This window comes from Paenibacillus sp. J22R56, from assembly GCF_056269375.1.
The window spans coordinates 327,894-354,819 of sequence record NZ_JBWDNV010000010.1 but is presented as its reverse complement, the minus strand read 5'-3'; the positions used below and the strand labels follow the sequence as shown (position 1 = coordinate 354,819).

The 26,926-nt window shown below is 48.6% G+C and carries 17 protein-coding genes; 15 read left to right on the top strand and 2 right to left on the bottom strand.

Translation table 11 applies throughout. The features are described 5' to 3' along the window. Positions 1 to 110 precede the first annotated feature (110 nt). Genes AC0YNT_RS24420 through AC0YNT_RS24400 form a run of 5 tightly spaced genes read left to right on the top strand, consistent with a single transcriptional unit; the run spans position 111 to position 7,438 of the window. Positions 111 to 1,709: an extracellular solute-binding protein gene (locus tag AC0YNT_RS24420; protein ID WP_475806944.1), complete on the top strand. Its 1,599-nt coding sequence runs from the start codon at positions 111 to 113 to the stop codon at positions 1,707 to 1,709. Positions 1,710 to 1,742: 33 nt separating this feature from the next. Further along, on the top strand, positions 1,743 to 2,705 hold the full coding sequence (locus AC0YNT_RS24415; protein ID WP_475806943.1) for an ABC transporter permease: 963 nt from the start codon (positions 1,743 to 1,745) through the stop codon (positions 2,703 to 2,705). A 14-nt stretch (positions 2,706 to 2,719) separates the two neighbouring features. Next, positions 2,720 to 3,607, top strand: a complete 888-nt coding sequence (locus AC0YNT_RS24410) for a carbohydrate ABC transporter permease (protein WP_091183665.1) — start codon at positions 2,720 to 2,722, stop codon at positions 3,605 to 3,607. Positions 3,608 to 3,643: 36 nt separating this feature from the next. Further along, entirely contained in the window at positions 3,644 to 5,659 is a 2,016-nt protein-coding gene (locus AC0YNT_RS24405; RefSeq protein ID WP_475806942.1) for an alpha-L-arabinofuranosidase C-terminal domain-containing protein, read from the top strand. Positions 5,660 to 5,674: 15 nt separating this feature from the next. Next, complete coding sequence (locus AC0YNT_RS24400) at positions 5,675 to 7,438, top strand: glycoside hydrolase family 2 protein (RefSeq protein ID WP_475806941.1); 1,764 nt, start codon at positions 5,675 to 5,677, stop codon at positions 7,436 to 7,438. A gap of 136 nt (positions 7,439 to 7,574) precedes the next feature. On the opposite strand, the gene AC0YNT_RS24395 is transcribed toward AC0YNT_RS24400, so the two are convergent. Continuing rightward, positions 7,575 to 8,420 (bottom strand): AraC family transcriptional regulator, encoded by an 846-nt coding sequence (locus AC0YNT_RS24395; RefSeq protein WP_475806940.1) that lies wholly within the window; start codon positions 8,418 to 8,420, stop codon positions 7,575 to 7,577. Between the two features lie 120 nt (positions 8,421 to 8,540). Between AC0YNT_RS24395 and AC0YNT_RS24390 the strand changes: the two genes are divergently transcribed. From AC0YNT_RS24390 to AC0YNT_RS24345, 10 genes are all read left to right on the top strand, one after another. Beyond that, the gene (locus AC0YNT_RS24390; RefSeq protein WP_475806939.1) at positions 8,541 to 10,478 is read left to right on the top strand and encodes a glycoside hydrolase family 127 protein; all 1,938 of its coding nucleotides are present in this window, start codon (positions 8,541 to 8,543) and stop codon (positions 10,476 to 10,478) included. Between the two features lie 193 nt (positions 10,479 to 10,671). Then, positions 10,672 to 12,849 carry an alpha-glucan family phosphorylase gene (gene glgP, locus AC0YNT_RS24385; RefSeq protein WP_475806938.1) on the top strand — a complete coding sequence of 726 codons (2,178 nt, stop codon included), beginning with the start codon at positions 10,672 to 10,674 and terminating at the stop codon, positions 12,847 to 12,849. Between the two features lie 247 nt (positions 12,850 to 13,096). Then, complete coding sequence (locus tag AC0YNT_RS24380; RefSeq protein WP_475806937.1) at positions 13,097 to 14,620, top strand: family 43 glycosylhydrolase; 1,524 nt, start codon at positions 13,097 to 13,099, stop codon at positions 14,618 to 14,620. A gap of 217 nt (positions 14,621 to 14,837) precedes the next feature. After that, complete coding sequence (locus AC0YNT_RS24375) at positions 14,838 to 16,439, top strand: response regulator (RefSeq protein WP_475806936.1); 1,602 nt, start codon at positions 14,838 to 14,840, stop codon at positions 16,437 to 16,439. Continuing rightward, positions 16,436 to 18,244 carry a cache domain-containing sensor histidine kinase gene (locus tag AC0YNT_RS24370; RefSeq protein ID WP_475806935.1) on the top strand — a complete coding sequence of 603 codons (1,809 nt, stop codon included), beginning with the start codon at positions 16,436 to 16,438 and terminating at the stop codon, positions 18,242 to 18,244. Before AC0YNT_RS24375 ends, AC0YNT_RS24370 begins: the two co-directional genes overlap by 4 nt. Next, complete coding sequence (locus tag AC0YNT_RS24365) at positions 18,241 to 19,809, top strand: extracellular solute-binding protein (protein ID WP_475806934.1); 1,569 nt, start codon at positions 18,241 to 18,243, stop codon at positions 19,807 to 19,809. The genes AC0YNT_RS24370 and AC0YNT_RS24365 overlap by 4 nt, the downstream gene beginning before the upstream one ends. 177 nt (positions 19,810 to 19,986) lie before the next feature. After that, positions 19,987 to 20,889: an ABC transporter permease gene (locus tag AC0YNT_RS24360; protein WP_167281823.1), complete on the top strand. Its 903-nt coding sequence runs from the start codon at positions 19,987 to 19,989 to the stop codon at positions 20,887 to 20,889. A gap of 46 nt (positions 20,890 to 20,935) precedes the next feature. Next, positions 20,936 to 21,832, top strand: a complete 897-nt coding sequence (locus AC0YNT_RS24355; RefSeq protein WP_475806933.1) for a carbohydrate ABC transporter permease — start codon at positions 20,936 to 20,938, stop codon at positions 21,830 to 21,832. Positions 21,833 to 21,906: 74 nt separating this feature from the next. Then, positions 21,907 to 23,544: a DUF3502 domain-containing protein gene (locus AC0YNT_RS24350; protein ID WP_475806932.1), complete on the top strand. Its 1,638-nt coding sequence runs from the start codon at positions 21,907 to 21,909 to the stop codon at positions 23,542 to 23,544. 370 nt (positions 23,545 to 23,914) lie between these two features. Then, a complete protein-coding gene (locus tag AC0YNT_RS24345) occupies positions 23,915 to 25,072 on the top strand; it encodes a benzoate/H(+) symporter BenE family transporter (protein WP_475806931.1) in 1,158 nt (385 codons plus the stop codon). 14 nt (positions 25,073 to 25,086) lie between these two features. On the opposite strand, the gene pdxR is transcribed toward AC0YNT_RS24345, so the two are convergent. Then, entirely contained in the window at positions 25,087 to 26,526 is a 1,440-nt protein-coding gene (gene pdxR / locus AC0YNT_RS24340) for a MocR-like pyridoxine biosynthesis transcription factor PdxR (protein WP_475806930.1), read from the bottom strand. Between the last annotated feature and the right edge of the window lie 400 nt (positions 26,527 to 26,926).

Genomic DNA, 26,926 nt, shown 5'->3' with positions numbered 1-26,926 from the left:
TAGTCATATAAGTGTAACTCGGCGATACCGGCTGTATTTTATAATCGAGTAACACCGGCGGTAAACGCTTACAAGATCCGGTGAATTGAAAGTCTGGAGGGTATATACACATGCGAAAAACATGGGGGAGATATGCTTTCGCCACGATGCTTGTTAGCGGATTAATCGTATCCGGCTGCAGCAACGGAGGCAACGGCAACAGTAATGATAAAGGCAGTAATACGGGGGATTCCAAAACAACGGGTTCGGCGGAGAATGCGGTAAAAACGGAAGGTTTTCCGATCGTTGTTGCGCCAATCAAGCTGAAGATGTTTACCCGCGTCGCACCCGTAAACGGTCCGTTCAAGGACATGCCCGTCTTCCAGGATTACGAGAAGATGAGCAATATCAAGGTCGATTTTATAGAAGCGCCGACGGATGGCTTTGCGGAGAAGAAAAACCTCTTGTTCGCATCTAATGAGCTTCCCGATGCGTTGTACCGTTCGGGTCTGACGCAGCTGGAAACGGTCCGCTACGGAGCTGCGGGACAGCTGATCCCGCTCGAGAATCTGATTGATCAATACGCACCGAACCTGAAGAGCCTTATGGAGCAATATCCGGAAATCCGCGCGGGCATCACAACGCCGGAGGGACATATTTATGCGATCCCGGGCATTGTTACGCTAGGCTCCGCGCGGACCGACAAGAGATGGATCAACAAGGCATGGCTGGATAAGCTGGGCCTGAAGGTGCCTGAGACGACCGACGAATTGTATGAAGTGCTTAAAGCTTTCCGCGACGGCGATCCGAACGGCAATGGGAAAGCGGACGAAATTCCGATGACTGCGCGTATCGGCATGCCAATCGTCTATCAAATGGCAGGAGCATTTGGACTTGATTCCCAGCTTGGCTACAACATTAATGTCGAAGGCGACAAGGTGCATATCTGGAGCGGCGACGAGCAGTACAAAGAGCTGCTCATGTATTTGAACAAACTCTACAAGGAAAAGCTGATCGACCCGGAGATTTTCTCACACACGGAAGCGCAATATCTTGCCAAGCAAGGAACAGGCAATACAGGCTACTTCTTCGATCAGACGAACAATAACTTCCTGACTATTCATGATCAGTATGTAGGCATTGCCCCGCAGGCAGGTCCTAATGGCGACCGCCTGCATAGCCAGATCGCTCCGGTGCCACGCGACTATGGAGCATTCGCCATCACGTCCGTCAACAAATATCCGGAAGCGACCATGCGCTGGATCGACTACTTCTACAGCGATGAAGGCTCAACACTGCTGCGTTTTGGCCGGGAAGGCGAGCACTATGATCTGAAGGACGGCATCCCGTACTACAAGGAGGAGCTTCTTAACGTAGCGGGCGCCCAGGCGAAAATAACGCCATACGCCGGCGGCGGCGCGCCGCATATTATCAGTGATAAAGTAGCTTCGTTCATCAACCCGCCTCAAGTACAAGAGGCTTACGAGCAGCTCGAGCCGTATTTGCCAAAAATCCGCTATGCACCGCCGTTATTTGACGAAGAGACAGCTCAGAAGGTTAACGTGCTGCGTAATGACATCGATAAATATTTCGAAGAACAAAGCACGAAGTTCATCGTTGGGGCGCTCAGCTTCGACAAGTGGGACGAATTCCAGTCCACGCTGAAGAAAATGAACATTGCGGATCTTGAGAAGCTTTACCAGGATGCTTATGACAAAATGGCCAAATAAATGGGATAGCAAGAAGAGAGGGAGGGGCTGCTCATGGACAGCATGATCGAGAACGCGGGGGCTACCCCCGTTCCCGGCCGCAAGAAGCGGAGCGACGGACTGCTGAGAAAAATGGCGAAGCGGTATGATTTGTATCTCATGCTGCTGCCGCCGCTCGCTTTCTATTTGATCTTCCATTACGGGCCGCTGTACGGCCTGCAGATCGCTTTCAAAAACTTCAATCCGGCCAAAGGCATTATCGGCAGCCCATGGGAAGGCTTTGGCCATTTCGAACGGTTTTTTAACTCGTATTACTTCTGGCGGCTGCTGTGGAATACCGTATCGATCAACTTGTTCTCGCTCCTAATTGCATTCCCGGTTCCAATCCTGCTGGCGTTGCTCGTGAACGAAATCAAGAGCCGGGCTTACAGCAAATGGCTGCAAAATATTACGTACATTCCGCATTTTATCTCGGTCGTTGTTATCGTCGGTATTCTGAACGTATTTCTATCGCCGAAGACGGGACCAATCAATCAACTGATTGAAGCGTTTGGCGGCACGCCAATTAATTTCCTGCAGGAAGCCGCCTGGTTCAAACCGATCTTTATCGGCTCGAACATCTGGCAGAGCATGGGATGGCAATCCATTATCTATATCGCAGCGCTCAGCGGGGTTAATCCCCAGCTGTATGAAGCGGCCAAGATGGACGGCGCTTCGCGGCTCCGCCGCATCTGGCACGTATCGCTGCCGGGCATTATGCCGGTTATCGTCATCTTGCTCATTCTCGATATCGGCCACTTCATGAACATTGGCTTCGAGAAAATTTTGCTCATGCAGAACAACCTGAATCTGGAATCCAGCGACGTCATCTCCACGTTCGTCTATACGACGGGAATCTTGAAGGGCGAGTACAGCTATACGGCAGCCATCGGTCTGTTCAACTCAGTGATCAATCTCATGCTGCTGCTGCTCGTAAACCGTTTTGCCCGCAAGACGTCGGAGACGAGCTTATGGTAAGGAGGTAATCGCTTATGGAAAAGAGCATAAGTCCGTCGAATGAACGTTTGTTCGACGCAATTGTATATGTCATAGCAGCCATTATTATGGTCATTGTGTTGTATCCGCTGCTGTTCATTGTCAGCGCGTCGTTCAGCGACCCGGCCAAAGTACTAAACGGCGATGTGTGGCTGCTGCCGCAAGGTCTCAATGTCGAGGCTTACGCTAACATTTTGCAGAATGACAAGATCTGGACCGGCTACGGCAACTCGATTATGTATACCGTCATCGGAACTGTTATTAACATCATCATGACGATCCTCGCGGCATATCCGCTGTCGAGACCCGATCTGCCTTTGCGCAACGGAATCATGGTCATGATTACGATGACAATGTTTTTCAGCGGAGGACTTATTCCAAGTTATTTGCTGGTCAAAGACCTTGGCATGGTCGACACCATGTGGGCGCTGATCGTGCCGGGCGCTATCGCGACGTACAATCTTATCGTTATGCGTACGTATTTTCAAAATAGTATCCCTTGGGAGCTGCAGGAGGCGGCCCATATGGACGGCTGCTCCAACTGGAGACTGCTCGTTAGCATCATCCTGCCGCTCTCAAAACCGATTCTTGCCGTCATGGTGCTGTTCTACGCGGTTGGCCACTGGAACTCGTTCTTTAATGCGCTTATCTATATTCGCGACGAAGGCAAATATCCACTTCAGCTTGTACTTCGCGAAATATTGCTGATCAGTCAATCCGCCCAAACGGACGGAGGAAGCGTTGGACTGGAGAAACAAATCCTGCTGTCCGAAAGCATTAAATTCGCGGTTATCATCGTGTCCAGCTTGCCTGTGCTGATCATGTATCCCCTTGTGCAGCGGCATTTCGTCAAAGGCGTCATGATTGGTTCCGTTAAAGGATAAGGCGACTATACCTAACGATTTCATTGGAGGTTCATTTTGAATAATAACGCTAATATAACCGTCGATTGTGCCGGAGCGAGCCGGCATGTGGTCAACCCGTATTTGTTCGGACATTTCGTCGAGGACATCCGGGACCATATGGAAGCTATGCTGGCCTTCCCGCTCAAGGATATGGATTTCGAGAGCGAGTCCGAAACCAAGAGGGAAATATCAGGGAGCTGGTACGCTTATACGAACGGCCGCAATACCAAATACGCGCTGGAGGCGCCTGCACCAAAGCATTCGGGGCGAGCACAGCGTATCCGATTGACGAGCGACGATGAAGCATTTGCCGGTATTGCGCAGAAGGCTGCTCTTAAAGGACCTGCCGATTATAAGGTAAAAGTAGTTGCCAGGGCGTCCATTGAACTGAAGCTGCTGATGGTGGAAGCGGTGGACCGACATACGGAGGAAAAGCTTGGTTCATTGGTAATCGAGCTTGCCGGTCATAACTGGCGGGAATATGAAGCGGACTTGTCCATCTCCCGCGCTTGCGCCGACGCCGAGCTTCGCGTCTACATTCCGGAGGATCATCCTCGCTGGACGGATCACGTGTCGACCGGCATGCTGTGGATTGATCATGTATCCCTGCTGGCGGCCGACAACGTCGCCCTAGTGAAGCGCGAGGTCGTCGAAATGACGAGAGAGCTTAACGCCGGCATGATGAGGCTGGCTGGCAATTACATCAGCGCCTACCATTGGGAACATGGCGTTGGTCCCGTGCTTGAGAGGCCGGTTATGTATAACGAGGCATGGGGCGGCTGGACGAGCAAATATTTTGGCACGGACGAATTTATCGCCTTCTGCCGGGAGCTGCAGGTTGAACCCCTCATTTGTGTGAACGACGGATCCGGAACGCCTGAAGAGGCAGCGGCATGGATCGAGTATTGCAATGGCGCCGCTGATACGCCGATGGGCGCCTTACGCACCGCGAACGGATATCCTGAGCCGTACGGTGTGAAATATTGGGAGATTGGCAATGAGGTATGGGGAGGGTGGCAAGTAGGAACCTGCTCTGCTGGGGAATTCGCGGCGCGTACGGTATCGTTTGCCGAAGCGATGAAAGCAGCGGACCCGTCCATCGTGCTGTTGGCCTGCGGCCATTACGACCAGGCATGGAACAAGCCGGTGCTGGAGCAGGCCGGTGAGCTTATTGATTATTTGACGCTGCATATCTATCACGGCTACGGACCTTTCGGTATGAACCGGAACACGCCTGCCGAGGACCGATATAAGGCGATTGCGGCCTATCCCGAGTTTACACGGCATTATTTGCAGGAGACCACGGAGAGCATCAAGGCGAATCCGAAGCATGCTCATGTGAAAATCGCCATTACAGAATACAACACGATGTATTACCCGAATACCATTCGCAAGGGGCTGCCAAACGAGCATACGCTTGGAGCGGCGGTTGCCAATGCTGCCAATCTTAACGAAATGCTTCGTTCAAGCGATATGGTGCATATCGGCAGTTTCTCCGACTTGGTCAACGGCTGGCTGGGCGGCTGCATCCGGGTAGGCGATTATTATGCCGACCAATATTGCGGCAAACAGTCCGGCTGGAGCAATCGGCCTCTCGACGTATACGGGACACCGACCTATGAGGTCATGAAGCTGTATGCGAACCAGGATCTGCAGCATATGCTTCCTGTACAAGCGGACTGTTCTACTTTTACTGTGCCGACATTAAAGGAGATGCCGATCAACCTGAACGGGCTGCCGGAGCTGGACATCACGGCCGGCATTAACGGAGCAGGCGATACCGTTACGGTATTTATCGTAAACCGTGGGCTGAATGAAGTAAATGCCGTGCTGGAACTGGCTGCTTTCGACGCGGCTGGAGAGATGGTGCTGTACGAGATAACCGGCGAAGGCTACGACGAGATCAACAGTGTCTCGGAGCCGGAGAACATGATGTGCAAGAGCCGGGTTGTTCCAACGGCCGAATGGCAGCGCGGCGTTCCGCTTCGCCCGTCTTCCATCTATGCGGCGGTATTTCAAGGCAAGGTATAGGAGCAGGAGGACGGCATGACGACGAAATCATATAGCAAGGATTATCCCAGACCCCTGCTCGTGCGCGGCGATTGGCATAATCTGAACGGCGAATGGGACTTCCGCTTTGACGATGCAAACGCCGGGGAGCGTGAGAAGTGGCAGGAAACGTTTACGGCAATACACCGGATTAATGTACCGTTTACCTACGAAACAAAAGCCAGCGGTATTGGCGAGGAAAGCTTTCATCCTTATGTGTGGTACAGCAGAGAGATCTCCGTTCCTGCAGAAGCGGCGGGCAAGCAGGCTATCCTGCATTTTCAGGCCGTGGACTACGAAGCTAAAGTATGGATTAATGGCGAGCTGGCCGGGGGGCATCAAGGCGGGTATGCGGCATTCTCCGTCGACATGACGCCATATCTCAAGTTTGGAGCCGATAACCGGATAACGGTTAAGGTAACGGACAGCAATAGCTGCTACCAGCCGAGAGGCAAGCAGCGCTGGGTGCCGGATAACTTTGAATGCTTCTACGTCCAGACGACGGGTATCTGGCAGACGGTATGGATGGAATACGTAGAGGAAGAGCGGCTGGAATCGGTCAAAATAACTCCGGATCTCGACCGCCATGTTATTCGGTTCGATTACGAGGTGAACGGTGTCCGGCCCGGAGTCGATCTGCAGCTGGAAGCCATCGTGACATTCAATGGCCAGCCCGTGAAGCGGGTTGCGCTGGGGATTGACCGTCCTTGCCTTTCGGTTGAGGTTGATCTTCACCATGAAGCAAACGGACCGTGGAAGCGGGCATATTGGACCCCAGCTCGTCCGAATTTGTACGATGTGGAGTTCGTTCTAGCCTCGGGCGGACGAGTCGTCGACCGGACGCGCTCTTATTTCGGCATGCGGAAAATATCCATCGAGAACGGAAAGGTGCTGCTCAACAACGCGCCAATCTACCAACGACTTATTTTGGACCAGGGTTATTGGACGGACAGCCATCTGACGCCTCCAAGCGAAGAAGCGTTGATAGAGGATATTGATCTCATTCTAGCGATGGGCTACAACGGTGTGCGCAAGCATATGAAGATCGAGGATGCCCGTTTCCTGTACTGGTGCGACGTGAAGGGGCTGCTTGTCTGGTCGGAGATGGCGGCGACCTTCGAATTCCATGACCGCGCAGTTGAGGCTTTCACAAGGGAATGGCTGGAGATTATCAAGCAGCAGCATAACCATCCGAGTATTATTACGTGGGTACCGTTTAACGAGTCGTGGGGGATTGGCAACATTCTTCGCGACAAGCGGCAGCAGAAGTTCACGGAAGGCATTTACCATCTTACGAAGTCGTTCGATCCGAACCGTCCAGTCATCGTCAACGACGGCTGGGAGCATACCGTATCGGATATCGTGACGCTGCATGATTATGTCCAGACCGGGGACGGATTCCTGAAGCGTTACCGGGACAACAAGGACGGTGTCATGTCGGGCGAGACGACCTGCAACCATTGGAAATATGCCTTTGCCGAAGGCTACTGCTACCGTGGACAACCGATTATCATCAGCGAGTTTGGCGGCATTGCGTTCCAGTCAGACGAGGGCTGGGGCTACGGGGAGCAAGTGGCCTCAGTGGAAGCATTCACGGAACGGTTCAAGGGAATTACGCAGGCGATCAAGTCTGTTGATTATATTTGCGGATATTGCTATACGCAGGTGACCGACGTGCAGCAGGAGATTAATGGTCTGCTCACGGAGGACCGCAAGCCGAAAATTCCGCTGGAGGAAATTCGGGCTATTAACTTGGGCTGATGCCCTTGCGACCTAGAGCAGAAGCGGCGAATAAGCCAAACAGCTTAGAAAAAAAGACCACTACCAGCTATGGAAAGACAGCTGTAGTGGTCTTTTTATGATTGAAGATGATCTTGGTACATACTTAAGAAAGCGGCTAATGCTGTACTGATTTGCGATAGCGGAGCGGAGATATTCCCTCTCTTCGTTTGAAGCATGCGGAGAAATAAGGTGCGTATAGAAAACCAACTTCGTTGGCAATTCGCTCAATCGACCACTCCGAGGAAATGAGAAGTTTTTTCGCCTGTTCCAGACGGAACTCAAGCAAGTAATGGCTCGGCGTCATGCCATACCTCTTTTTCATGCAGCGAACGATGTAATTGGGATGAAAATGCAGCTCCTCGGCAAGGAGCTCATTCGTTATGTCATTACGAAAGTTCTGCTGTATATAAAATGCAGCTTTCTCCGCGAGACGTGTGGCAGGAGTGCTGTTTCTGTGCAAGCGTTCGCTCTCAAGCATAGCCAGAAGCTGCGCCAGCAAATTCTGTTCTTGCCAAAAGGAATCCCCAACCGTCAAACTTAGCAGCTGGCGCATCAGCTTAAATGCATTCTCAGGATCGGCCAGCGAGATGTGTTTAGGGATGCTGATGGTCGGAGGATTCGAGAAAGAGTTCGCAGTAGCTCCTTCCTTCGCACTTGTACTCCAAGTCTTATGCTCGAAATGGATCCAATAAAAAGTAGTAGCCTGTTCACAGGGCTTAACCGAATAGTGCTCACCATCCGGCAGCAGGAGCAAGGTATTTCCTTTTCCAAGGGACCATTCCTGCCCGTTCTCTCCTATAAATAACTCCCCCTCAGCCACGATAATCAGGTCGAATATACCAAGTTTCCTTCGATTGGGATGCCGTTCGCCCACTCGAAACTCTGAACGGCCAGACTCCCAATAATAAGGAAGAGGTGGAGTTTGTAATTTTACGAGGTTGTCTTTATTCAAGGGATTCACGCTTCTATCTGTGTTATTTTGTATAGAAAAAAGTTCAATCCGTTCCTATTGGATTTGATGGATAAAGCATATACTCGAAAATAGATGGAGTCAATTTGTATCTTTTTGAGGAGGAGCATTATGAAATCTACACACACCCATATAAAAGATAATTTCTGGAATGAATATTCAGAGCTTGTACGTCAAACGGTTATTCCGTATCAATGGGAAGCATTAAATGATCGAATTCAAGATGCAGAGCCAAGCTACTCAATCCGTAATTTTCGAATTGCAGCAGGTCTAGAGAAGGGGGAGTTCGGTGGCTGGATCTTCCAGGACAGCGATCTATTCAAGTGGCTGGAGGCTGTTGCTTATTCACTTGAACATCATCCCGATCCGGAGCTGGAACAAATCGCGGACGAGGCTATCGCGTTAATTGGACAAGCACAGCACGAGAACGGGTATTTGAATACGTACTTCACGATTCAGGAGCCTGGAAATGAGTGGACGAACCTGTATGAAGCCCATGAGCTGTATTGTGCAGGTCACCTGTTCGAAGCCGCAGTTGCTTACTATAAAGCTACGGGCAAGCGGAATTTACTCGATATCTCCTGCCGTTTCGCCGACCTGATCGCTACTTTATTCGGGACAAACCCGGGACAAATGAAGGCTTACTGCGGCCATCCGGAGGTTGAGTTGGCTTTAGTCAAGCTGTATCAGGTTACAGGAGAAGAGCGGTATTTGAACTTGAGCCTTTACTTCATTGACGAACGCGGCAGTAAGCCAAGCTACTTTATTGAAGAATGGGAACGCCGCGGTCGGACTACGATCTGGGCTCAGGGTGCGCCTAATCTTGAGGTTTATCAAAGCCATCTTCCAGTTCGTGAGCAGCCAGTCGCCGTCGGGCATTCCGTTCGGGCGGTATACCTGTATACGGCAATGGCCGATCTTGCCCGGTTAACTGGCGATGTTAAACTCCGCGAAGCTTGCGAGCGGCTGTGGGCCAATACGACCGGCAAACAAATGTACATCACTGGAGGAATAGGTGCAACTCATCTCGGAGAAGCCTTTACATTCGATCACGATCTTCCAAACGATACTGTATATGCGGAGACTTGTGCCTCGATCGGCTTGATCTTCTGGTCGCGGCGGATGCTTCAATTGGAAGCAAAGAGTGAATATGCCGACGTGATGGAACGAGCTTTGTACAACAACGTGCTTGGAAGCATGGCTAAGGATGGTAAGCATTTCTTCTACGTGAATCCGCTCGAAGTTTTACCTGAAGCTAGTGCCAAGAATCCGGATAAATTCCATGTGAAGCCAGTTAGGCAGAAATGGTTCGGATGTTCCTGCTGTCCGCCTAACGTGGCGCGCTTGATCGGTTCGCTTGATGAGTATATTTATGATGTATCGGAAGACGGCCGTACAGTTCACGTTCATTTGTATATCGGTAGCGAGGTATCATTCGAGGCGGGAGGCCAAAAGGTAGTGTTGAGCCAGAAATCGGAGCTTCCATGGAACGGCCGGGTTGAATTCATGATGTCCTTGCCGGAGGAAACAAATGAAGCTCCGTTTGCTCTAGCGCTTCGTATTCCGAACTGGTTCAATAGTGACCGCCCGACATTGAAAGTGAATGGAGAATCCGTTCATTACCACATCGAACAAGGCTATGCGAAAGTCGACCGCATATGGAAAGAGGGAGATCTGGTGGAATGGCTGCTGCCAATCGAGACAAAGCTTATAGCAGCGAACCCGCTAATCCGCGCGGATGCTGGTAAAGCTGCTATCCAACGTGGCCCGCTCGTGTATTGCGTGGAAGAAGCAGATAACGGGAAGCCGCTTGCTTCTTTGTCGATTACCGATGAACCAACCCTGACAGAGCATATGGCTGCCGATCTGCTTGGAGGATGCGTGGTTGTGGAAGGGGACGGGGTTGTTACGGACGATTCTGGCTGGGAGCCGGGCCTTCCATACCGAACGTTAAGCAAGCAGAAAAAAGCTGTTCGCTTCAAAGCAATTCCTTATTATCTGTGGGGCAACCGTGAGCGAGGAGAAATGAGCGTCTGGCTGCGCTATTAACCTAAAAAAAATAATTAATAATGAGCCAGTGGAATTTCATTCCATATGGCTCTTTTTTTTGTTGTTAGACAGTAAACTAATGAACCGTGGCTTACGAATATAGGCACATGTACCACAAATCGTCATATAGTAGTAAGGCACTAAGTTATTAGGCGCTTTCATGGTGCAATTTGGTGAAAAATGGGGTGGAATTATGCAAAACAACAGTATTGCGTATTTCTCGGCGGAGTTCGGACTTGATGAATCCTTACCGATCTACTCGGGTGGCCTTGGCATTTTGGCTGGCGACCATGTCAAGGCGGCAGCAGACTTGAATATTCCGCTTACGGGCGTAGGTATATTTTATGGTAAAGGTTATTTCCAGCAACGTATTGACGAAAGTGGTTCACAGCATCATTTGTACCCCGAAGTGGACCTAGAGGCCAGTGTCTATCCGGTTCAACTTGTGCGGGATGACAATGGTCGGCCTATCATTATTGAGGTTCCGCTCCAGGGCAGAAAGGTATATGCAAAAGCATGGTCCGTACAGGTGGGCTCGGTCATCTTGTACCTGCTTAATACCGATGTTGAATCGAACAGTGATGCGGACCGCCACTTGACTGACACGCTATATCCAGGTGCACAGGATATTCGTATAAGCCAGGAGATCCTCCTCGGCATCGGTGGTACAAGATTGCTTACGGCACTAGGCATCCGGCCAGAGGTCTGGCATATGAATGAAGGGCACTGCGCCTTCCTAACACTCGAGCGAATCCGCATGCTTTCCGCTGAAGGTTTGTCTTTCGAGACAGCACTCGAAGCCGTCAAGGCAAGCACCGTCTTTACGACGCATACACCGGTTCCAGCTGGGCATGACGTTTTCTCCATCGACATGATGGACCGTTATTTCGGTGACTACTACTGGCAGCTCGGAACTGACAGGGAGCGGGTATTGTCACTTGGCAGCATGAACGGCGTGTTCAACATGACGCGTCTTGCCGTCAGTACCTCGTCGAAAGTGAACGGGGTGAGCAAACTGCATGGTGAGGTTACCCGGGAAATGTTCCATCGTTGGATGCCGCATATTCCAGTACGGGACATTCCCGTCGATTCGGTTACAAACGGCATCCATACCGGGACATGGCTAGGGGCTGACTTGAAAGAGCTGTTCGACCGGTATCTCCCGTCCGACTGGACTTTGCAAACTGCAGAGCCGGAAGTATGGGCTGCTGTTCGGGATATTCCTGGCATCGAGCTGTGGGAGGAACATCAGCAGGCTAAGCTCAAGATGCTTCAGGCTTTTGGTCTGCCGCTCTCCCCGGCTGATAGAATGCCGTTAATCATTGGTTTTGCCAGACGATTTGCGACGTATAAGCGGGCATTGCTTATCTTCAGTGACCGGGAGCGGATCACGCGTATACTGGGTAATCCAGACCGCCCGGTGGTCCTCGTTTTCGCTGGCAAGGCGCATCCCGCTGACGGACCTGGGCAGGACCTGATTCGCCAAATTGTGGAGCTGTCTCATGATAATAGGTTCAAAGACCGCGTCTTCATGATAGAGAATTATGCTATGGATAAGGCAAAGCTGCTTGTTCAAGGTGTTGATGTTTGGCTAAATACGCCACTGAAGCCAATGGAAGCCAGCGGTACAAGTGGGCAAAAGGCTGCTCTGAATGGCGTGCTTAACTGCAGTGTACTAGACGGGTGGTGGGTAGAGGGCTACAACGGTAGAAACGGATGGGCTATCGAGAGTACGATGGATAGCGACACCGAGCTCCAGGCGAAGCAGGATACTGAAGCGCTTTATCGGCTGCTTGAGGAAGAGATTATCCCGTTGTTCTACAAGCAGGGTGATCAGATGGTCCCGATGGAATGGGTCGACGTAATGAAGGAATCGATCTGTTCGCTTGCACCTGTCTACAACACTCAAAGAATGGTTACCGATTACTGGCACAAGATGTACATTCCAACCAGTGCAAGAGGGAAACGTTTCGCTGCGGATAACCTCGAGGTTGCGTCAAGGGTTGCGGCTTACAAGCATTTTATCCGCGACAACTGGTCTGGTGTGCATGTCAGGAAAGTGGATATTATTGAAGACAATAGCTGCAGAATCGGAATGAACAAGAAGTCTTTCCGGGCTGAGATTGAGCTCGGCGCCATATGGCACAAGGACGTCCGCGTGGAGGCGGTTGGCTCCGATGGCCATCGCGGTCTCTGGAAGGTGACACTAAAAGCCATAAAGCAGCAGAGTAAGGGACTCTATATTTACGAGGGCACTTCTTCAGACATCCCGGTAGACAACATCTGGAAGGCTGACGTAAACGTGCGGGTCACACCAATCAGTCCTGATTTCGCGAACGATTTCGAGCTGGAGCTGGCCGCTTGGGGCTGATTAAGGAAAATACCAAGCTATTTGATAACATGGAGGTTGGAGCTGAATAGTGGAGACCGAGGAGACTGCCGTGATGGGCAGTCTTTCCTCGGTCTCTTTTTTTATTAATCGTAAGTTAGTAAAGATAATCATAACTTCTTCCGCTTTCTCACCATTTGAAAGCGCTTTAAAATATACAGCGACTACAACAGAAAGGAGGAGTTAGAGGAAGGAGTATGTACCAATATCGTAAAGAGAGGTGCTAGGAATGAAGATGAAGTTGAAATGGTTGGCCACTTTGCAAAGCTTGATATTGTTCGCCGCTGTTGTGTTATCCTTTGGCGCACAGACGGCAAGTGCGGCGGCTAAGACGATTAATAATGATGTTTTCTGGAAGGATACCTCAGGCAATCCCATCTACTCTCAAGGCGGAAATATTTTGAAAGTTGGCAGCACGTATTACTGGTACGGAGTCAAATATAATGGAGCGGTAACTTACTATAATAATCCGTCTTCCAAAAACAGCGACACAAGCTTCGCTGCTGTGACCTGCTATTCTTCTACTGACCTTGCCAACTGGACGTTCTGCGGCAATGTGATAACCGGTGCGACCGATGGCTCGACCTGGGATGCGGATTGGCTGGGGCGCCTCGGGGTTGTGTACAACACAAATACGCAGAAATATGTGCTGATCACGCAATATGCGGGTCCTGCCGGAAGTGGGATTGCCTTCGCGACAAGCAGTACGCCAACGGGAACCTTTACCTTTGATCATGTCCAAACCTCAATTACGAATGTAGTAAACAACATGTCAGGCGATCAGTCCACCTTCGTCGACGATGACGGGAAGGCTTATCTCATATTCAGTAATGCCAGCGGAAGAAGTCATCTTTATGTCTCTGAGCTTCGGGCATCAGATTATTTGAACGTCGAACCGGCGACTAACGTGTTCAACAGCAGCGCAGGCGGCCGTGAAGGGAATGCGATGTTCAAATATAACGGTGTGTATTACTTATGCTCATCCGACCTGCATGGATGGAATGCTTCGCATACTTACTGTGTCACTTCGACAAGCATTAAAGGCACATATGGAAGTGAGTTTGTCATGAATGGAACAGATGTAGACTTCTCGCATGTCTCGCAAACTTCCATGTTTATTAAAGTGCAAGGAACCTCGCAGACCACGATTCTATTCGGCGGTGACCGCTGGAGCGACTTCGCCGGCAACGGAATTGGTTATAATCAATGGATGCCGATTTCGTTCAGCGGTACGACACCAACAATGAGCTCTGTAAGCCAGTTTAATCTAGATGCTGCAACGGGAACCTGGAGTGTGGGCAGCGGCAACAACTATGCCATGAATTCAAGCTATGAGGCAGACAGGGTAGCCCAGATCAGTCTGGCGGGCTGGAGTACCTGGTTTAATACGGCAACAGATCCTAACTCTAATATTGAAGGCGGAGCCCATTCGGGAAGATGGTCGGGTAATCAATATGCAACGACCGCTTACAGTGCGAGCCGTTACCAAACGGTGACCGGTCTTCCGAACGGAACGTATACGCTGAAGGTATGGGTGAAGAGCAGCGGTGGGCAGACAACTGCCCAGATCTATGTCAAAAATTACGGTGGCTCCGAGCTGGATGCCGCTATTAATACGTCGATCAGCAGCTGGACACAGATAACGGTACCTAATATTCAGGTGACAAACGGCCAAGCACAGATTGGCCTGTATTCGGTTGCTAATGCCGGCAACTGGGTGAGAGTGGATGACTGGTCATTGATTAAAAACTAACTATTCAATTGCAGGCAGCAAGCCGGGGAGCATCTCTAAGGCTTGCTGCTTTTGCTATGCCGATACCAAGGAGGAATCAGCTTCAAGAATCAAAGGTAATCATAGCTTTTTCCTGTATGCAGGCCACAATCTTCCTTCTATAATGAGGTGACGGAGTCGTGTCCACAATTAGCTAGTGTGAATCTTATCCGTTACATCGGATTCAGGAGGGATTCTCTTGAAGTTATTAATTATTGACGACGAGACTCGGACAAGAGAATTATTGAGAAATTATATCCCTTGGGACACTGTTGGTATTGATGAAGTAGAAACGGCGCGCAACGGACTTCAGGCACTCGAGATTGCAATGGAACGTAAGCCTGATATCATTTTGTGTGATATAAGAATGCCGAAGATGAGCGGCATCGAATTCGCCAGCCAGTATCGGGAGACCGATCCTGATTGCCCGATTATTTTCCTCAGCGGCTTCTCCGATAAGGAGTATCTGAAATCAGCCATTCAACTGAAAGTATTTACATATATTGAGAAGCCCGTGAATTTGAACGAAGTACGTGATGTGGTGGAGTCCGCCATTCGGCTCCGCAAGGAAGAGCAGAAGCGCAAGGAGGAAGAACGGAAGCTCCAAGAAGGGTACGACCACAGTCTGCCTTATCTGAGACAAGAGATGGTGCGCCGGCTTGTGTCTAACCCGGAGGCCCCCCATGTTATTCCTGCGCTGCGCAGCCGTGAAACGTTCCTGCTTCCAGCGGAAGGACCTTTTACGATAGCGGTCTCAAGCCTTTATTGGAGTCCTTTCAATCTCCCGGAAGATCCAGGTGTGACGCAATTAAGAATACTAGAAGCGATTTCGAGCTGTAATTGTTTTAATGAAATGAAAGCGCTTGCCGGATTTGATTCGCTTAATCATCTGGTGCTTATCTTGCCGGGTGAGTATGGCAGCACCTATCGAAATGGCAGAGCAGAGATAGAGGATGTTTTCTCGGAGCTCCGTGTTATTGCGGGACCATCCGTCGATATTCGAATCGGAATCGGGCAGACGGTATTCTCTCATAAGGAAATTCCGGAATCCTATCGAATGGCTTCACTTGCGTGTGCTTACCAATATTATAGCAGCGGATCGAAGCCGATTTTCTCTGATGCACTTGATAGTTATGCCCCAGTTGTGACGAACTGGGAAGAGGTACGGATGATGCGTGATCAGCTGCGTAAAGGCCATGTAGATGAAGCCAAACGAATCGTGGGGGAATGGACGGCTTACGCACGTAAGCAGATGGACCTTGATATTTTGCGTCTCAAAGATACCTATTTTCAATTCCTCATTGCGATTATGGAGACAGCTGTACAGCTTGGGCTGGCTGAGATTTCGAAAGATACCGAGAGGCGCTACATGTGGAAGGAGATCGACCGCATTCCAAGCCTGGAGGAGCTGGAACAATATGTGTTGTCGTTTCTTGATGCGATGGCCGAGCCAAGCGATGATGAGGCAGGAGCGGGAAGCGGTAAGATGAGGGAGATTATGCGTTATATCCATGCCCACTTTCACGAGAAAGGCTTTACGATCCGTGCGATAGCTGATCATGTTCAGCTAAGTGAAACGTATCTATGCGCTTATTTCAAGAAGCATAGTCGGCAGACGATTAAGGAGTATATTACGGATACAAGGATGAACAAGGCGAAGGAGCTGCTGAGTGATCAGAATGTAAAAATGATTGAAGTGGCGCTTCTGATAGGCATGACTGATGCTAATTACTTCACCACCTTTTTCAAACGAAACGCAGGCTGCACTCCTTCCGAATTCAGGGAGCGTGCCGCCCGATGAGAAGAAGACTGAAACGGCCAATCTTCTTAAGCATTCGGTATAAACTGTTTGCGACTTATGTTCTGGTCATTATGATCCCGTTTCTGCTGCTGTTGTTTATTCATATCAGCACCACGCAGCAAGAGAATAAAGAAGCGGCGGTCTATGCCTCACGTAAAATGCTGGATGAGACGAAGGCTTATCTCGAATATAAGTCGGAAGCGATTACGGAAGTGCTTAATTTTATCGCCTTTAACGAGCTTGTCCAGAAGGCAGTTGATGAGGATTCCAAGCCTTATGAGGACATAGACGTCTGGCATATGGCTTCGCTGCAGCTTTCAAGGCTCATTAATCAGTTCCGTTATAATGAAGATATAGATTCCATTCAGATCTATATGAGACAAGGTATAGCCGGCGCAACGGAAAATGTTGATTTCCTGGATATGAAGAAAGTGGAATCGGAAGCTTGGTATACCCGGTTCTCCTCTGTTAACGCCTTTGTCGCATGGCTGCCTTCCACTGCCATAACGCCCGGTGCTGACAGCCGGGAATTAACTATCCTGCGTAAAATTCCGAATGAACATGATATTCAGCAATTTGATGGTATTGTCCGGGCCCGCGTAAAGCCCGCAGCGATGGAGTCTGTTCTTAACCATGCTATCCTGACTCCGAATGCAGCTGCGTTCTTGTTTAATGATGAAGGAGAGCTGCTTGGCAAATCCGACCGGTTCTCTTATTCGGATGAGCTTGTGAAGAAAGTAAGCGAGCTGTACCTCGATTCCGACGAAGTGGACAACTATTATAACAATAATTATCCGATCGAAGGAAGCCGGCATTTGCTTGGCGTGCAGGCTATTCCTCATACGGATATGAAAGTTGCACTTGTGGTGCCTTATACCGATATATTGCAATCCAGCGTCAAAGCGAGAAACCGGATAATATCGATCTTCCTAATCGTTGTGCCCTTTATGCTGCCTTTCTCCTTCTTCGTAGCTGCTTCGGCGACAAAGCGGATTCGAAGGCTGATTGTTCATGTGCGGAAGGTGAAGCATGGACATTTCCAGCTTGCTCCTCTGCCGGCGAATGATGATGAGATCGGTGAGCTGACCCATAACTTCAATACGATGGTTCAGAACATATCTGGTCTAATCGAAGAGAAGTCGTCGCTTGGGCGCGAGGTTAAAAATAAAGAATTGAAGGCGCTCCAGGCGCAGATCAACCCTCATTTTCTGTACAATACACTTGATCTGATCAATGCGATGGCGATTGAATCCAATGCGGGCGATATTAAGCGGGTCGTAGACGAGCTTGCTGTTTTCTACAAATTAAGCTTGTCGAACGGCAAGGAATATGTCTCGCTGGAGAGCGAGCTGAAGCATATTGAAGCGTATGTTCGAATCCAGAATATGCGCTTTGGTGACAGCGTCCGATTAGAGTTTGAGGTTTCAAGAGATCTATATGACTGCCAGCTGCCCAAGATTCTGCTGCAGCCGCTTGTTGAGAATGCAATTCTGCACGGCATTATGGAGAAGGACAGTGAAGAAGGAGAGATCAGGATTGCAGCCTGGACTGATAAGGGTGATCTTCTGATTAAAGTGACAGATGATGGAGTAGGCATGTCTGCCGAGCAGCTTAGTACGATCCTGCAAGCCCCTTCAGTGGAGGGTGACAGGGGAGGTTATGGCGTCCGTAATATTGAAGAGAGGCTGCAGCTGTCTTATGGTCTTCAATACGGACTGAGGTTCGACAGCTCAGAGGGAGAAGGAACCAGCGTTTTGCTGCGGCTGCCCGAACGAAGACTGGATGAACGGGGGAGAGCGCAATGAGACGGGGAATAAAAGGACAGTTATGGCTGGGGGCGGCTCTGCTGTCCGTGCTTCTCGTGCTTGGATTGACAGCTTGCACTGGTAATGGGGATGAACAAGAAGCAGCTAACCCAGGTCCTGGTCACGAGAAGGAAGTGAAGCTTGTAGGTTATTTGCTTGGAGAGGCACCGAAGGGCATGCAGCAAGTACTGCAGGCGATTAACGAGAAGCTGAAGAAAGATATCAATGCAAAGATTGAGCTTAATTACATAGCGTGGAATGACGTCGCTTCGAAGTACCCGCTTGTTCTTGCAAGCGGCCAGGATGTTGATTTTATTTTTGCAGCGGACTGGAACTTCTATGTATCTGAGGCTACAAAGGGGGCATTCTATCCGCTTAGTCAATCCTTGCTGGAGCAATACATGCCGAGGCATATGGAGGCTATGGCGCCCGAAGCGCTCCGTGCAGCCGACGTAAATGGAACACCTTATATGATTCCGACCTCCTCTCCCGATCGTAAGGTGAATATTGCCTTATTCCGTAAGGATGTGATGGAGAAGGCAGGCATGACGCAAATTACAAAGTTCTCGGAGATTGAGCCGTACCTCGCTGAGATAAAGCGCAGTTATCCAAGCATGATTCCTCTCAACCTTGATTCCCAATATGATCTTCCAACCCCGTTTACTTATTTGCTGATGGAGAAATTCGCCTGGTTTAGTGCTCCATTCGATTCAGGTGATCCGCTTGCTCAAGGAATAACAGCGGATATGGAGGACCCGGAGGGTGTCATGTACAGCATGACAGAGGAACCGATACTGAGCTGGCAGAAGGAAGTCGCTTATATAATGAAGGAGTGGTATGACAAGGGATATATGAATAAAAACCCGTATGCCAACAGCATTCGTTCCAAGGACAATTTCTGCAACGGCAAATCGGGTATCGCATTCGGCAATTCCATCGATATGATGAATGTTTTTATGTCCTGCAAGGAGCAGGGAATTGATGTATATCCATTTCCGATGGTGTATCCGTCCGGGAAAGCCACGAAGGCAAGTTGGCTGAACAATGGTGTAGCGATATCCGCTTCCTCCAAAAATCCGGAGCGGGCCATGGAGGCTCTTGATCTGCTTATGGAGGATCCCTCCTATGCGTATCTGGCTTATTATGGCATCGAAGGGATCAACTATACCATTACACCTGACGATAAGATTGGCTTGCCAGAAGGAGTTACGTCCGAGTCGAATACATATCCTCCTGATGCTGCCGGCTTCTGGTTTGTGAATAAGGACCTCTTTAAACCGGTTGCCAATTGGACGGATCCCTATAAGGCTTTGCAGGAGCGGGTTCAGCCGCTGCTCGAGCCGACCCCTTTACTTGGATTCCTGTTTAATTCTGATCAAGTGAAGTCGGAGATTGCCAATCTGAAAAGTATATCCACACAATATGCGCAGCCGATCTATATCGGGGCGGTTGATAATGTGGAGGCTGCTTTTGATACGTTGGTACAGCATATGAAGAAGGCTGGAATTGATAAGGTTAAGGCGGAAGTACAGAAGCAAGCGGCTGATTATCTTGCAAATCAATAATTAGATTGAGGAAGCCTGTCCGGGCGGTAATGCCGGGTGGGCTTTTTTTTTATAAGTGCCGGCAGATGTGATTTTCAAAGATGATCGTAAGTTTACCCCGTGTGAGGCGGAAGGCACTTTCGGTAACATTGGAAGCAGATAGAGATTGCTGGAGAGAATGCTATGGAGGTCGCCTACATGAAGGATATTCGAAAAAATTGGCTGTTGTATCTGATGTTTGTACCCGTTGCTGTTTATTATGTTGTATTCGCTTACATTCCGATGGGCGGTATTGTTATGGCGTTCGAATCCTATTCCAGGCATGGTGGCATGTTCTTAAGTGAATGGGTTGGATTGGATAACTTTCATTACTTTTTCGCTTCGGGGAAGGCTTGGCTTGTGACTCGCAATACGATGGTGTATAACGTTATATTCTTAGGCTGCTACACCGTGTTCTCCATCGTTGCTGCCGTTTTCTTATCCGAGATCCGCCGCAAGTCGTTCAAGAAGCTGAGCCAAACACTGATGTTCCTCCCTTATTTTATATCCTGGGTTACCGTATCGGCGTTTGTCTATAACTTCCTTAATTATGAGTATGGCATTGTAAACAAGGTTCTTCATTTTCTCGATATACAGGCACTTGATATTTATTCCAACACCAGCTATTGGTACTTCCTGCTGCCGTTCCTGTATGTGTGGAAGTGGGTGGGCTACGGAAGCATTTTATACCTGGCTGCCATTGTGGGCATTGACCAGGAAATATACGAGGCGGCAACCATTGATGGGGCTACCCGGCTCCAGCGCATTATGCAGATTACACTACCTCTGCTAAAGCCAACGATGGTCATTTTGATTCTACTGGGTCTAGGCCGGATTATGAGAGGCGAGTTCGATATGTTCTATCAGTTAATCGGTAATAACGGATTGTTAATGGATGCCACAGACATTATCGACACGCTTGCCTTCCGCTCTTTGATGGGGTCTGCAGACTTCGGTATGGCGTCTTCGGTTGGTCTGTACCAATCCGTGCTGACGCTGATTATTATCTTGGCAGCCAACTGGCTTGTCCGCAGATATGACAAGGAACAAGCCTTGTTCTAAAATCTGCAGCCTTTATTCAACTTAAGTGAGAAAGCAGGGTGTTAACATGAGCAGTCAAGCTTCTACAGGAAAGCTGAATTCCGCTCCTATCTTTACAACGATATCGTATACGGTCGTCTCCATTATCGCGCTGATCTGCCTGCTGCCCTTTATTGTTCTGCTGGCCGGTGCATTCTCTTCGGAAAGCTCTGTGCTGAGTGATGGTTATTGGTTCTGGCCGAAAGACTTTTCAACAGAAGCGTTCCGGTATATTTTCCGCTACCCCGGGGATGTTCTCACCGCTTATAAGGTTTCCGTTATTGTGACCGTTGTTGGTACAGTTGTATCGCTCTTCATCTCGACGATGGCGGCGTACGTCCTCGGGAGGAAGGAGCTTGCGCATCGCAACAAGCTGGCGTTCTTTCTTTTCTTCACAACGCTGTTTAATGGCGGTCTAGCACCCTATTATATTTGGCTTAGCCGCAATCTTCATCTCACCAACACTTATGCCGTACTCATTCTGGGGCCGATGTTCAACGTGATGTACATTCTGATTCTTCGAAGCTTTATTAAAAGCTCCGTTCCTGAACCGCTTATTGAATCCGCGAGGATTGACGGAGCAGGGGAGATGAGGATTTTCTTGCAGATGATTCTTCCGCTTAGTAAGCCAGCGCTTGCCTCTATCGGAGTGTTTACTGCCTTGGCTTATTGGAATGACTGGTGGACAGCCATGATGTTCACCACGAAGGATTCTATGATTCCGCTGCAATATTTGCTGTATAAGATGTTGTCTTCAATTAATCTCTCGTCAGCTATGGCTCAGCATGTGACAAGCCTGGATGCTCCGAAGGAGACATTCAAACTGGCGATGACAGTTATCGCAACAGGTCCTATATTGCTTGTCTTCCCGTTCGCTCAGAAATATTTCGTAAGTGGTGTCACGATTGGTGCTGTAAAAGGTTGATATAGATTCCGGTACAATCTCGGAATGTATATAGATGATGTAATTGCTTGGCCACTATAAGGGGAGGGATTCACTTGAAAAGAAATACAAAAAGCCTATTCACTATGCTGGCATTGATCGCAATGATTGCGCTTCTAATCACAGCCTGCAGCAGCAACAACAATAATAATAGTAATACAGCAGCAGCTTCCAATGCCTCAACGGAGCCTTCGGCTTCACCATCTGCTGACAGCACTGAGCCGGCAGCCACAGATACCGGTAATGACCACTCGGAGGAGATAAAGCTTGTTGGTTATTTACTTGGCGAAGCGCCAAAGGGTATGCCGGATGTGATGACGGCACTTAATGAGAAGCTGAAGAAGGACATTAACGCAACTCTAGAAATTAACTATATTGGATGGGGAGACATCGCTTCCAAATATCCTCTTATTCTAGCGTCCGGTGAAGATGTCGACTTCGTCTTCACGGCGGACTGGAACTTCTATGTGCCTGAAGCGAACAAGGGCTCTTTCAAAGAACTGACTCAGGATATGTTCCAGAAATACATGCCGAAGTACACGGCAAAGCAAGATCCGGCTGCTTATAAAGCAGCACAAGTTAACGGCAAGCAGTACATGATTCCAACAACAACGCCAGACCGCAAAGTAAACGTCATTGTCCTTCGCAAAGACGTGATGGAGAAGGCTGGTTTAACTAATCCGACTAAGATCTCGGAACTTGAGCCTTACTTCGCTGAGGTCAAGAAAGATTATCCAAACATGATTCCGCTTAATCTGGATTCCCAGTATGACTTACCTACGCCATTTGGGGCTTTGGTATCAGAGAAGTTCGCTTATGCTGGTGCTCCAATTGATTCCGGTGACCCTTCCGGTGTTGGCAACTATACGGATCAGGAAGATCCATCCGGCAAAATCCTAAGCATTACGGACGAGCCCGTTCAAGGCGCGTTCAAATACGCAGCAGGCATTATGAAGCAGTGGTATGATGCAGGGTATGTTAACAAGAATCCCTATTCCAACAAGATCCGCTCGAAAGATAACTTCTGCGATGGCAAATCAGGTGTAGCGTTTGGCAACTCGATTGATATTCAAGCGACACTGTCGTCCTGCCAAGACAAGAATATTGAGACTTACATTATGCCGGTTCTGTCACCAACAGGTCATGCACCGTCTAACAGTTGGCTGAACAACGGTATTGCAATCGCTGCTAACTCCAAACATCCGGAGCGGGCGATGGAAGCACTTGATCTGATCATGGAAGATCCTACTTACGTATTTAACGCTTATTACGGTATCGAAGGTAAAAACTATGTTATTACGGCCGATGATAAGCTGGCTCTGCCCGACGGTGTAACTGCTGAAACCAACACATATCCGCCTGATGCCGCAGGCTTTTGGTTCGTTGATAAGGATAACTTCAAGCCAAGCGTTAGCTGGACGGATTCTTATATCGAGCTGAACAACAAGATTAAAGACTTCTTACAGCCAATTACGTATCTTGGTTTTACCTTCAACACGGATAACGTGAAGACCGAAATTGCGAATCTGAAGAACGTCTCCACTCAGTACTTCATGCCGCTTGCTATTGGGGCTGTGAAGGATGTCGATAAGCAGTTTGATTCGCTGAATTCCAAGATGAAAGCAGCTGGTGTTGATAAAGTGAAGAGTGAACTTGAAACACAGACCTCTGCGTTCCTGGCAGCTAAGGGCTGATAACTATTATGGACTAAGTAAGTGAACAAGCCGGTCAGATGCAGCATCTGACTGGCTTGTTATTTTACTTATTTTAAGTAAGCCTTTTTCTGCTTATAAGCTCTTTGCTAACCACTCCAATTACAAAATTGGATGGTATAAGATTGTACGCAATTGGCTGGTTACATTCGTTCACCTCCATTTTATGATTAATAGTAATAAAAGTCATACGAAGAAGAAGGTGAATACGAATGGAAGTTTTAGTTTCTTTCATCATGGTTAGTTTAGCATTTATCTCCGGTCCATTTATTATCGTTATGTTTGGACGCCAGGTCATTCGTCATGAAGATCTTAATGAGGCTAACAGTAAAGGGTAGGGGATGTAACGACCTTGAGAGCCTTCACAACGGGATTGCTGTCCGCATTGCTGGCATGTACCGGAGGAGCTATATTGCTGGTTAAAGCAGCTGCAATAGCTGGCTGGCCTGACGATACACTCCTTACATGTTTTTTTTCTGTATATGTAATAGGTGGAGTGTTGAACACGCTATTAACGTTGAGATACAGAATACCTTTTGCAGGAGCACACTCCATTACAGGGATTGCTTTTGTAGGATCTATCGCGAGCCATTATTCGTTACCTGTACTAGCAGGGGGATTTATTCTGTCAGGACTATTGATGGTTGTAGTGGGCTTTACGGGTATATTTGGAAAGGCACTTAAGCTTGTCCCTACTCCTATCATTAATGCTTTGCTGGCAGGCTTGCTATTCTCTTATGTTTGGGGAATGATACCGGCTTCATTCCAGCTTCCGTTATGCGGTATATTGGCAGCGGTTGGTTATGGGGTGATTCCGAGGTTTACCAAATGGCTTTCACCTGTCATATGGTCATTATTGATGGCGGTTATTGGTCTGCTTATTCAGAATAAACTGCCTTTGCATGAAGCAGTCGGCATGGCCTTTAAACTTCCATCGCTAGTCGTACCCGATTTTACAGTCACTGGGCTTATCTCTATTGCGATTCCATTATCTTTATTAATCATGAGCAATGATATAGCTGTTGCGCTTGCTTCGTTAAGAAGGCATCAGTATGATCCCCCCGTAAATCGAACGATTACTGCTTCTGGATTAGCCTGTATTTGCGCAGGGCTATTCGGAGGACATGCAGCTAATGTCGGCGGAATGATGACTGCCTTGTGCAGCAGTCCGGAAGCGGGAGATCATTCTAACCGAATTTCTGCAGCATTAATCTCTAATGGAATGGTCATTCTATTTGGTATATTTGCTTGGCAAATGATTGGATGGGTACACATACTGCCCTCATCCTTTATCACGATTATGACGGGGATTCCGTTACTCGGTTTATTCCTTCAAGCAGGCAGAGCCGTTATACGAAAGTGTTCGGACCTTCTTGCATCCATCTTTACGTTTATGGTCGCTGTGATGCATATTAACCTCTTTGGACTGTCTGCCCCATTATGGGCGTTGTTTGTAGGGGCTGTAATGTCGCATTTAACTATACGGATCAAGAAAAGGGCCAATCCATGATGATTGGCCCTTTTTTATCTGGTTATCGTTTCATGTAAAGCTTCGGTGAATTTGCTGATGCCAATATCGATATCTTCTACAGCGGGACGGGCGTAGGATAGTCTAACAAATCCTGCTTCAGAACCATACACGCTGCCCGGGACAAACAAGACGCCACGCTTAAAACCATTTCTCAGCAGCGTATAGTCATCGACATCCTCATTTATTTTGCACCAGAGATTTAATCCGCCTGCAGGCAATTCGAACGAAATCTTATCTCTTAACATACGATTAAGAGCATTTGCCATTAAATTACGACGGTTGCGCAGAGCCTCTCTCAGACGGTACAAATGGGCAGTTAACGCCGATGAATCAAGAAGATGAGCGGCAATCCATTGCGGGAAGATGCTAAGGCCAAAATCCATCTGCTGCCGCGCGTCTACCAGGCGCTGAAGAACGGTATGAGGAGCAACCATCCAGCCGATTCGCATACCTGAAGCTGCAATCTTAGATAAAGATCCAATGTATAACACAGTGCCCGTTCGATCCAAAGACTTAATTGGGGGAGGTACGTCTTCATCCATAGAGGTTAAGCTGAAGGGATCATCCTCCACGATCGGAATTCCAAGCTGCTCGCAGCAAGCAAGTATGTCTGCTCTTCTTTGTGTGCTTAGAACCGTTCCCGTCGGGTTCTGATAATTCGGATTTAAGAATACCATTCGGATTCGGTGCAGCTTAAATAAAGTGCGAATTTCCTCCGGATCAACACCATCCTTATCAAGGGTTAATCCGAATAGACGGATGCCTGCTGACTGAAACATGGGTAAAGAGTAATTATAAGAAGGGTTTTCGATAGCAACGGCATCTCCGGGACTTAAGAGACATTGGGTAACAAGGTATAAGGATTGTTGGGATCCGGATGTAACTAATATAGAATCATCAGTCGCTTTAATACCGCGATGCTCCAGGAGAAAGGAGGCTAAAGCGTTGCGAAGTGGAACATAGCCCTGCGGATCCCCATATCCTAACGGTTCATGGAATGGCTGGTTCTGCATGACATTTCTAATCCATTCATTAGGTGAAAGCTCTGGAGCCAGTTCTCCGTTAGCGAAATTAATGAAGGGTTCCCCACTTTGAACGCCTTCTCTTATTCTTCTTAAAAAGGGGAGGTTAGGCAGAAGTGTCCCTCCCTCTACATAACGATTCCAATTCGGTGTTTGAATCTGAGCCGTCCCCCACTTCGATTGTGAGACGCGGGTACCGCTTCCTGTTGTGCTCTCAATGATTCCAGAGGAACGAAGATTCTCATAGGCTTGGACAACTGTGCTTCGATTTACACCTAATTGTTCAGCTAGTTTGCGTTCAGAAGGCAGCATACTTCCAGGTGGCATTTCACCTAATGTAATACGCTGCTCAATATACTCTGCGATTTGTTGGTACAATGCTGTTTTACTGGTTCGGTCTGGTTTCCACATCTTTATTACACCTTTCCAATGACATGATACCTGAATCGTCTTTTCCTTTAGTGTAACAACAAGATGAGGTTTTTGTAGGGAAGCTTATTTCAATTTCGTGAAAACAGCCAGAGAGCCTTATATATCAAAGCTCTCTGGCTGTTCATTTAATATAGCCCAGCAGAAAGATTACCATTCAGTAAAATAATAGGAAGAAGCATGACGTTATGCCTGCCATCAATGGTGAGCTCACCTAGGTTGAGGCAGATGGTCTTGATGGTATGTCCAATAGGTTTGATCCATTCCTCGGTATCTTCTCCGCAATGCAGCACAAGAGAGAAGTAGTTCGAGATAGCCGTTTCCTCACTTTTTCTAACAGAAGTGATCTATTATAATAGAATAAATATAGAAGTTAGAGGTG

Bases quoted from the DNA above. Each gene is read 5' to 3' on its own strand.
- AC0YNT_RS24420 (WP_475806944.1), top strand. From the start codon at position 111: ATGCGAAAAACATGGGGGAGATATGCTTTCGCCACGATGCTTGTTAGC.
- AC0YNT_RS24415 (WP_475806943.1), top strand. From the start codon at position 1,743: ATGGACAGCATGATCGAGAACGCGGGGGCTACCCCCGTTCCCGGCCGC.
- AC0YNT_RS24410 (WP_091183665.1), top strand. From the start codon at position 2,720: ATGGAAAAGAGCATAAGTCCGTCGAATGAACGTTTGTTCGACGCAATT.
- AC0YNT_RS24400 (WP_475806941.1), top strand. From the start codon at position 5,675: ATGACGACGAAATCATATAGCAAGGATTATCCCAGACCCCTGCTCGTG.
- AC0YNT_RS24390 (WP_475806939.1), top strand. From the start codon at position 8,541: ATGAAATCTACACACACCCATATAAAAGATAATTTCTGGAATGAATAT.
- glgP (WP_475806938.1), top strand. From the start codon at position 10,672: ATGCAAAACAACAGTATTGCGTATTTCTCGGCGGAGTTCGGACTTGAT.
- AC0YNT_RS24380 (WP_475806937.1), top strand. From the start codon at position 13,097: ATGAAGATGAAGTTGAAATGGTTGGCCACTTTGCAAAGCTTGATATTG.
- AC0YNT_RS24370 (WP_475806935.1), top strand. From the start codon at position 16,436: ATGAGAAGAAGACTGAAACGGCCAATCTTCTTAAGCATTCGGTATAAA.
- AC0YNT_RS24365 (WP_475806934.1), top strand. From the start codon at position 18,241: ATGAGACGGGGAATAAAAGGACAGTTATGGCTGGGGGCGGCTCTGCTG.
- AC0YNT_RS24360 (WP_167281823.1), top strand. From the start codon at position 19,987: ATGAAGGATATTCGAAAAAATTGGCTGTTGTATCTGATGTTTGTACCC.
- AC0YNT_RS24355 (WP_475806933.1), top strand. From the start codon at position 20,936: ATGAGCAGTCAAGCTTCTACAGGAAAGCTGAATTCCGCTCCTATCTTT.
- pdxR (WP_475806930.1), bottom strand. From the start codon at position 26,526: ATGTGGAAACCAGACCGAACCAGTAAAACAGCATTGTACCAACAAATC.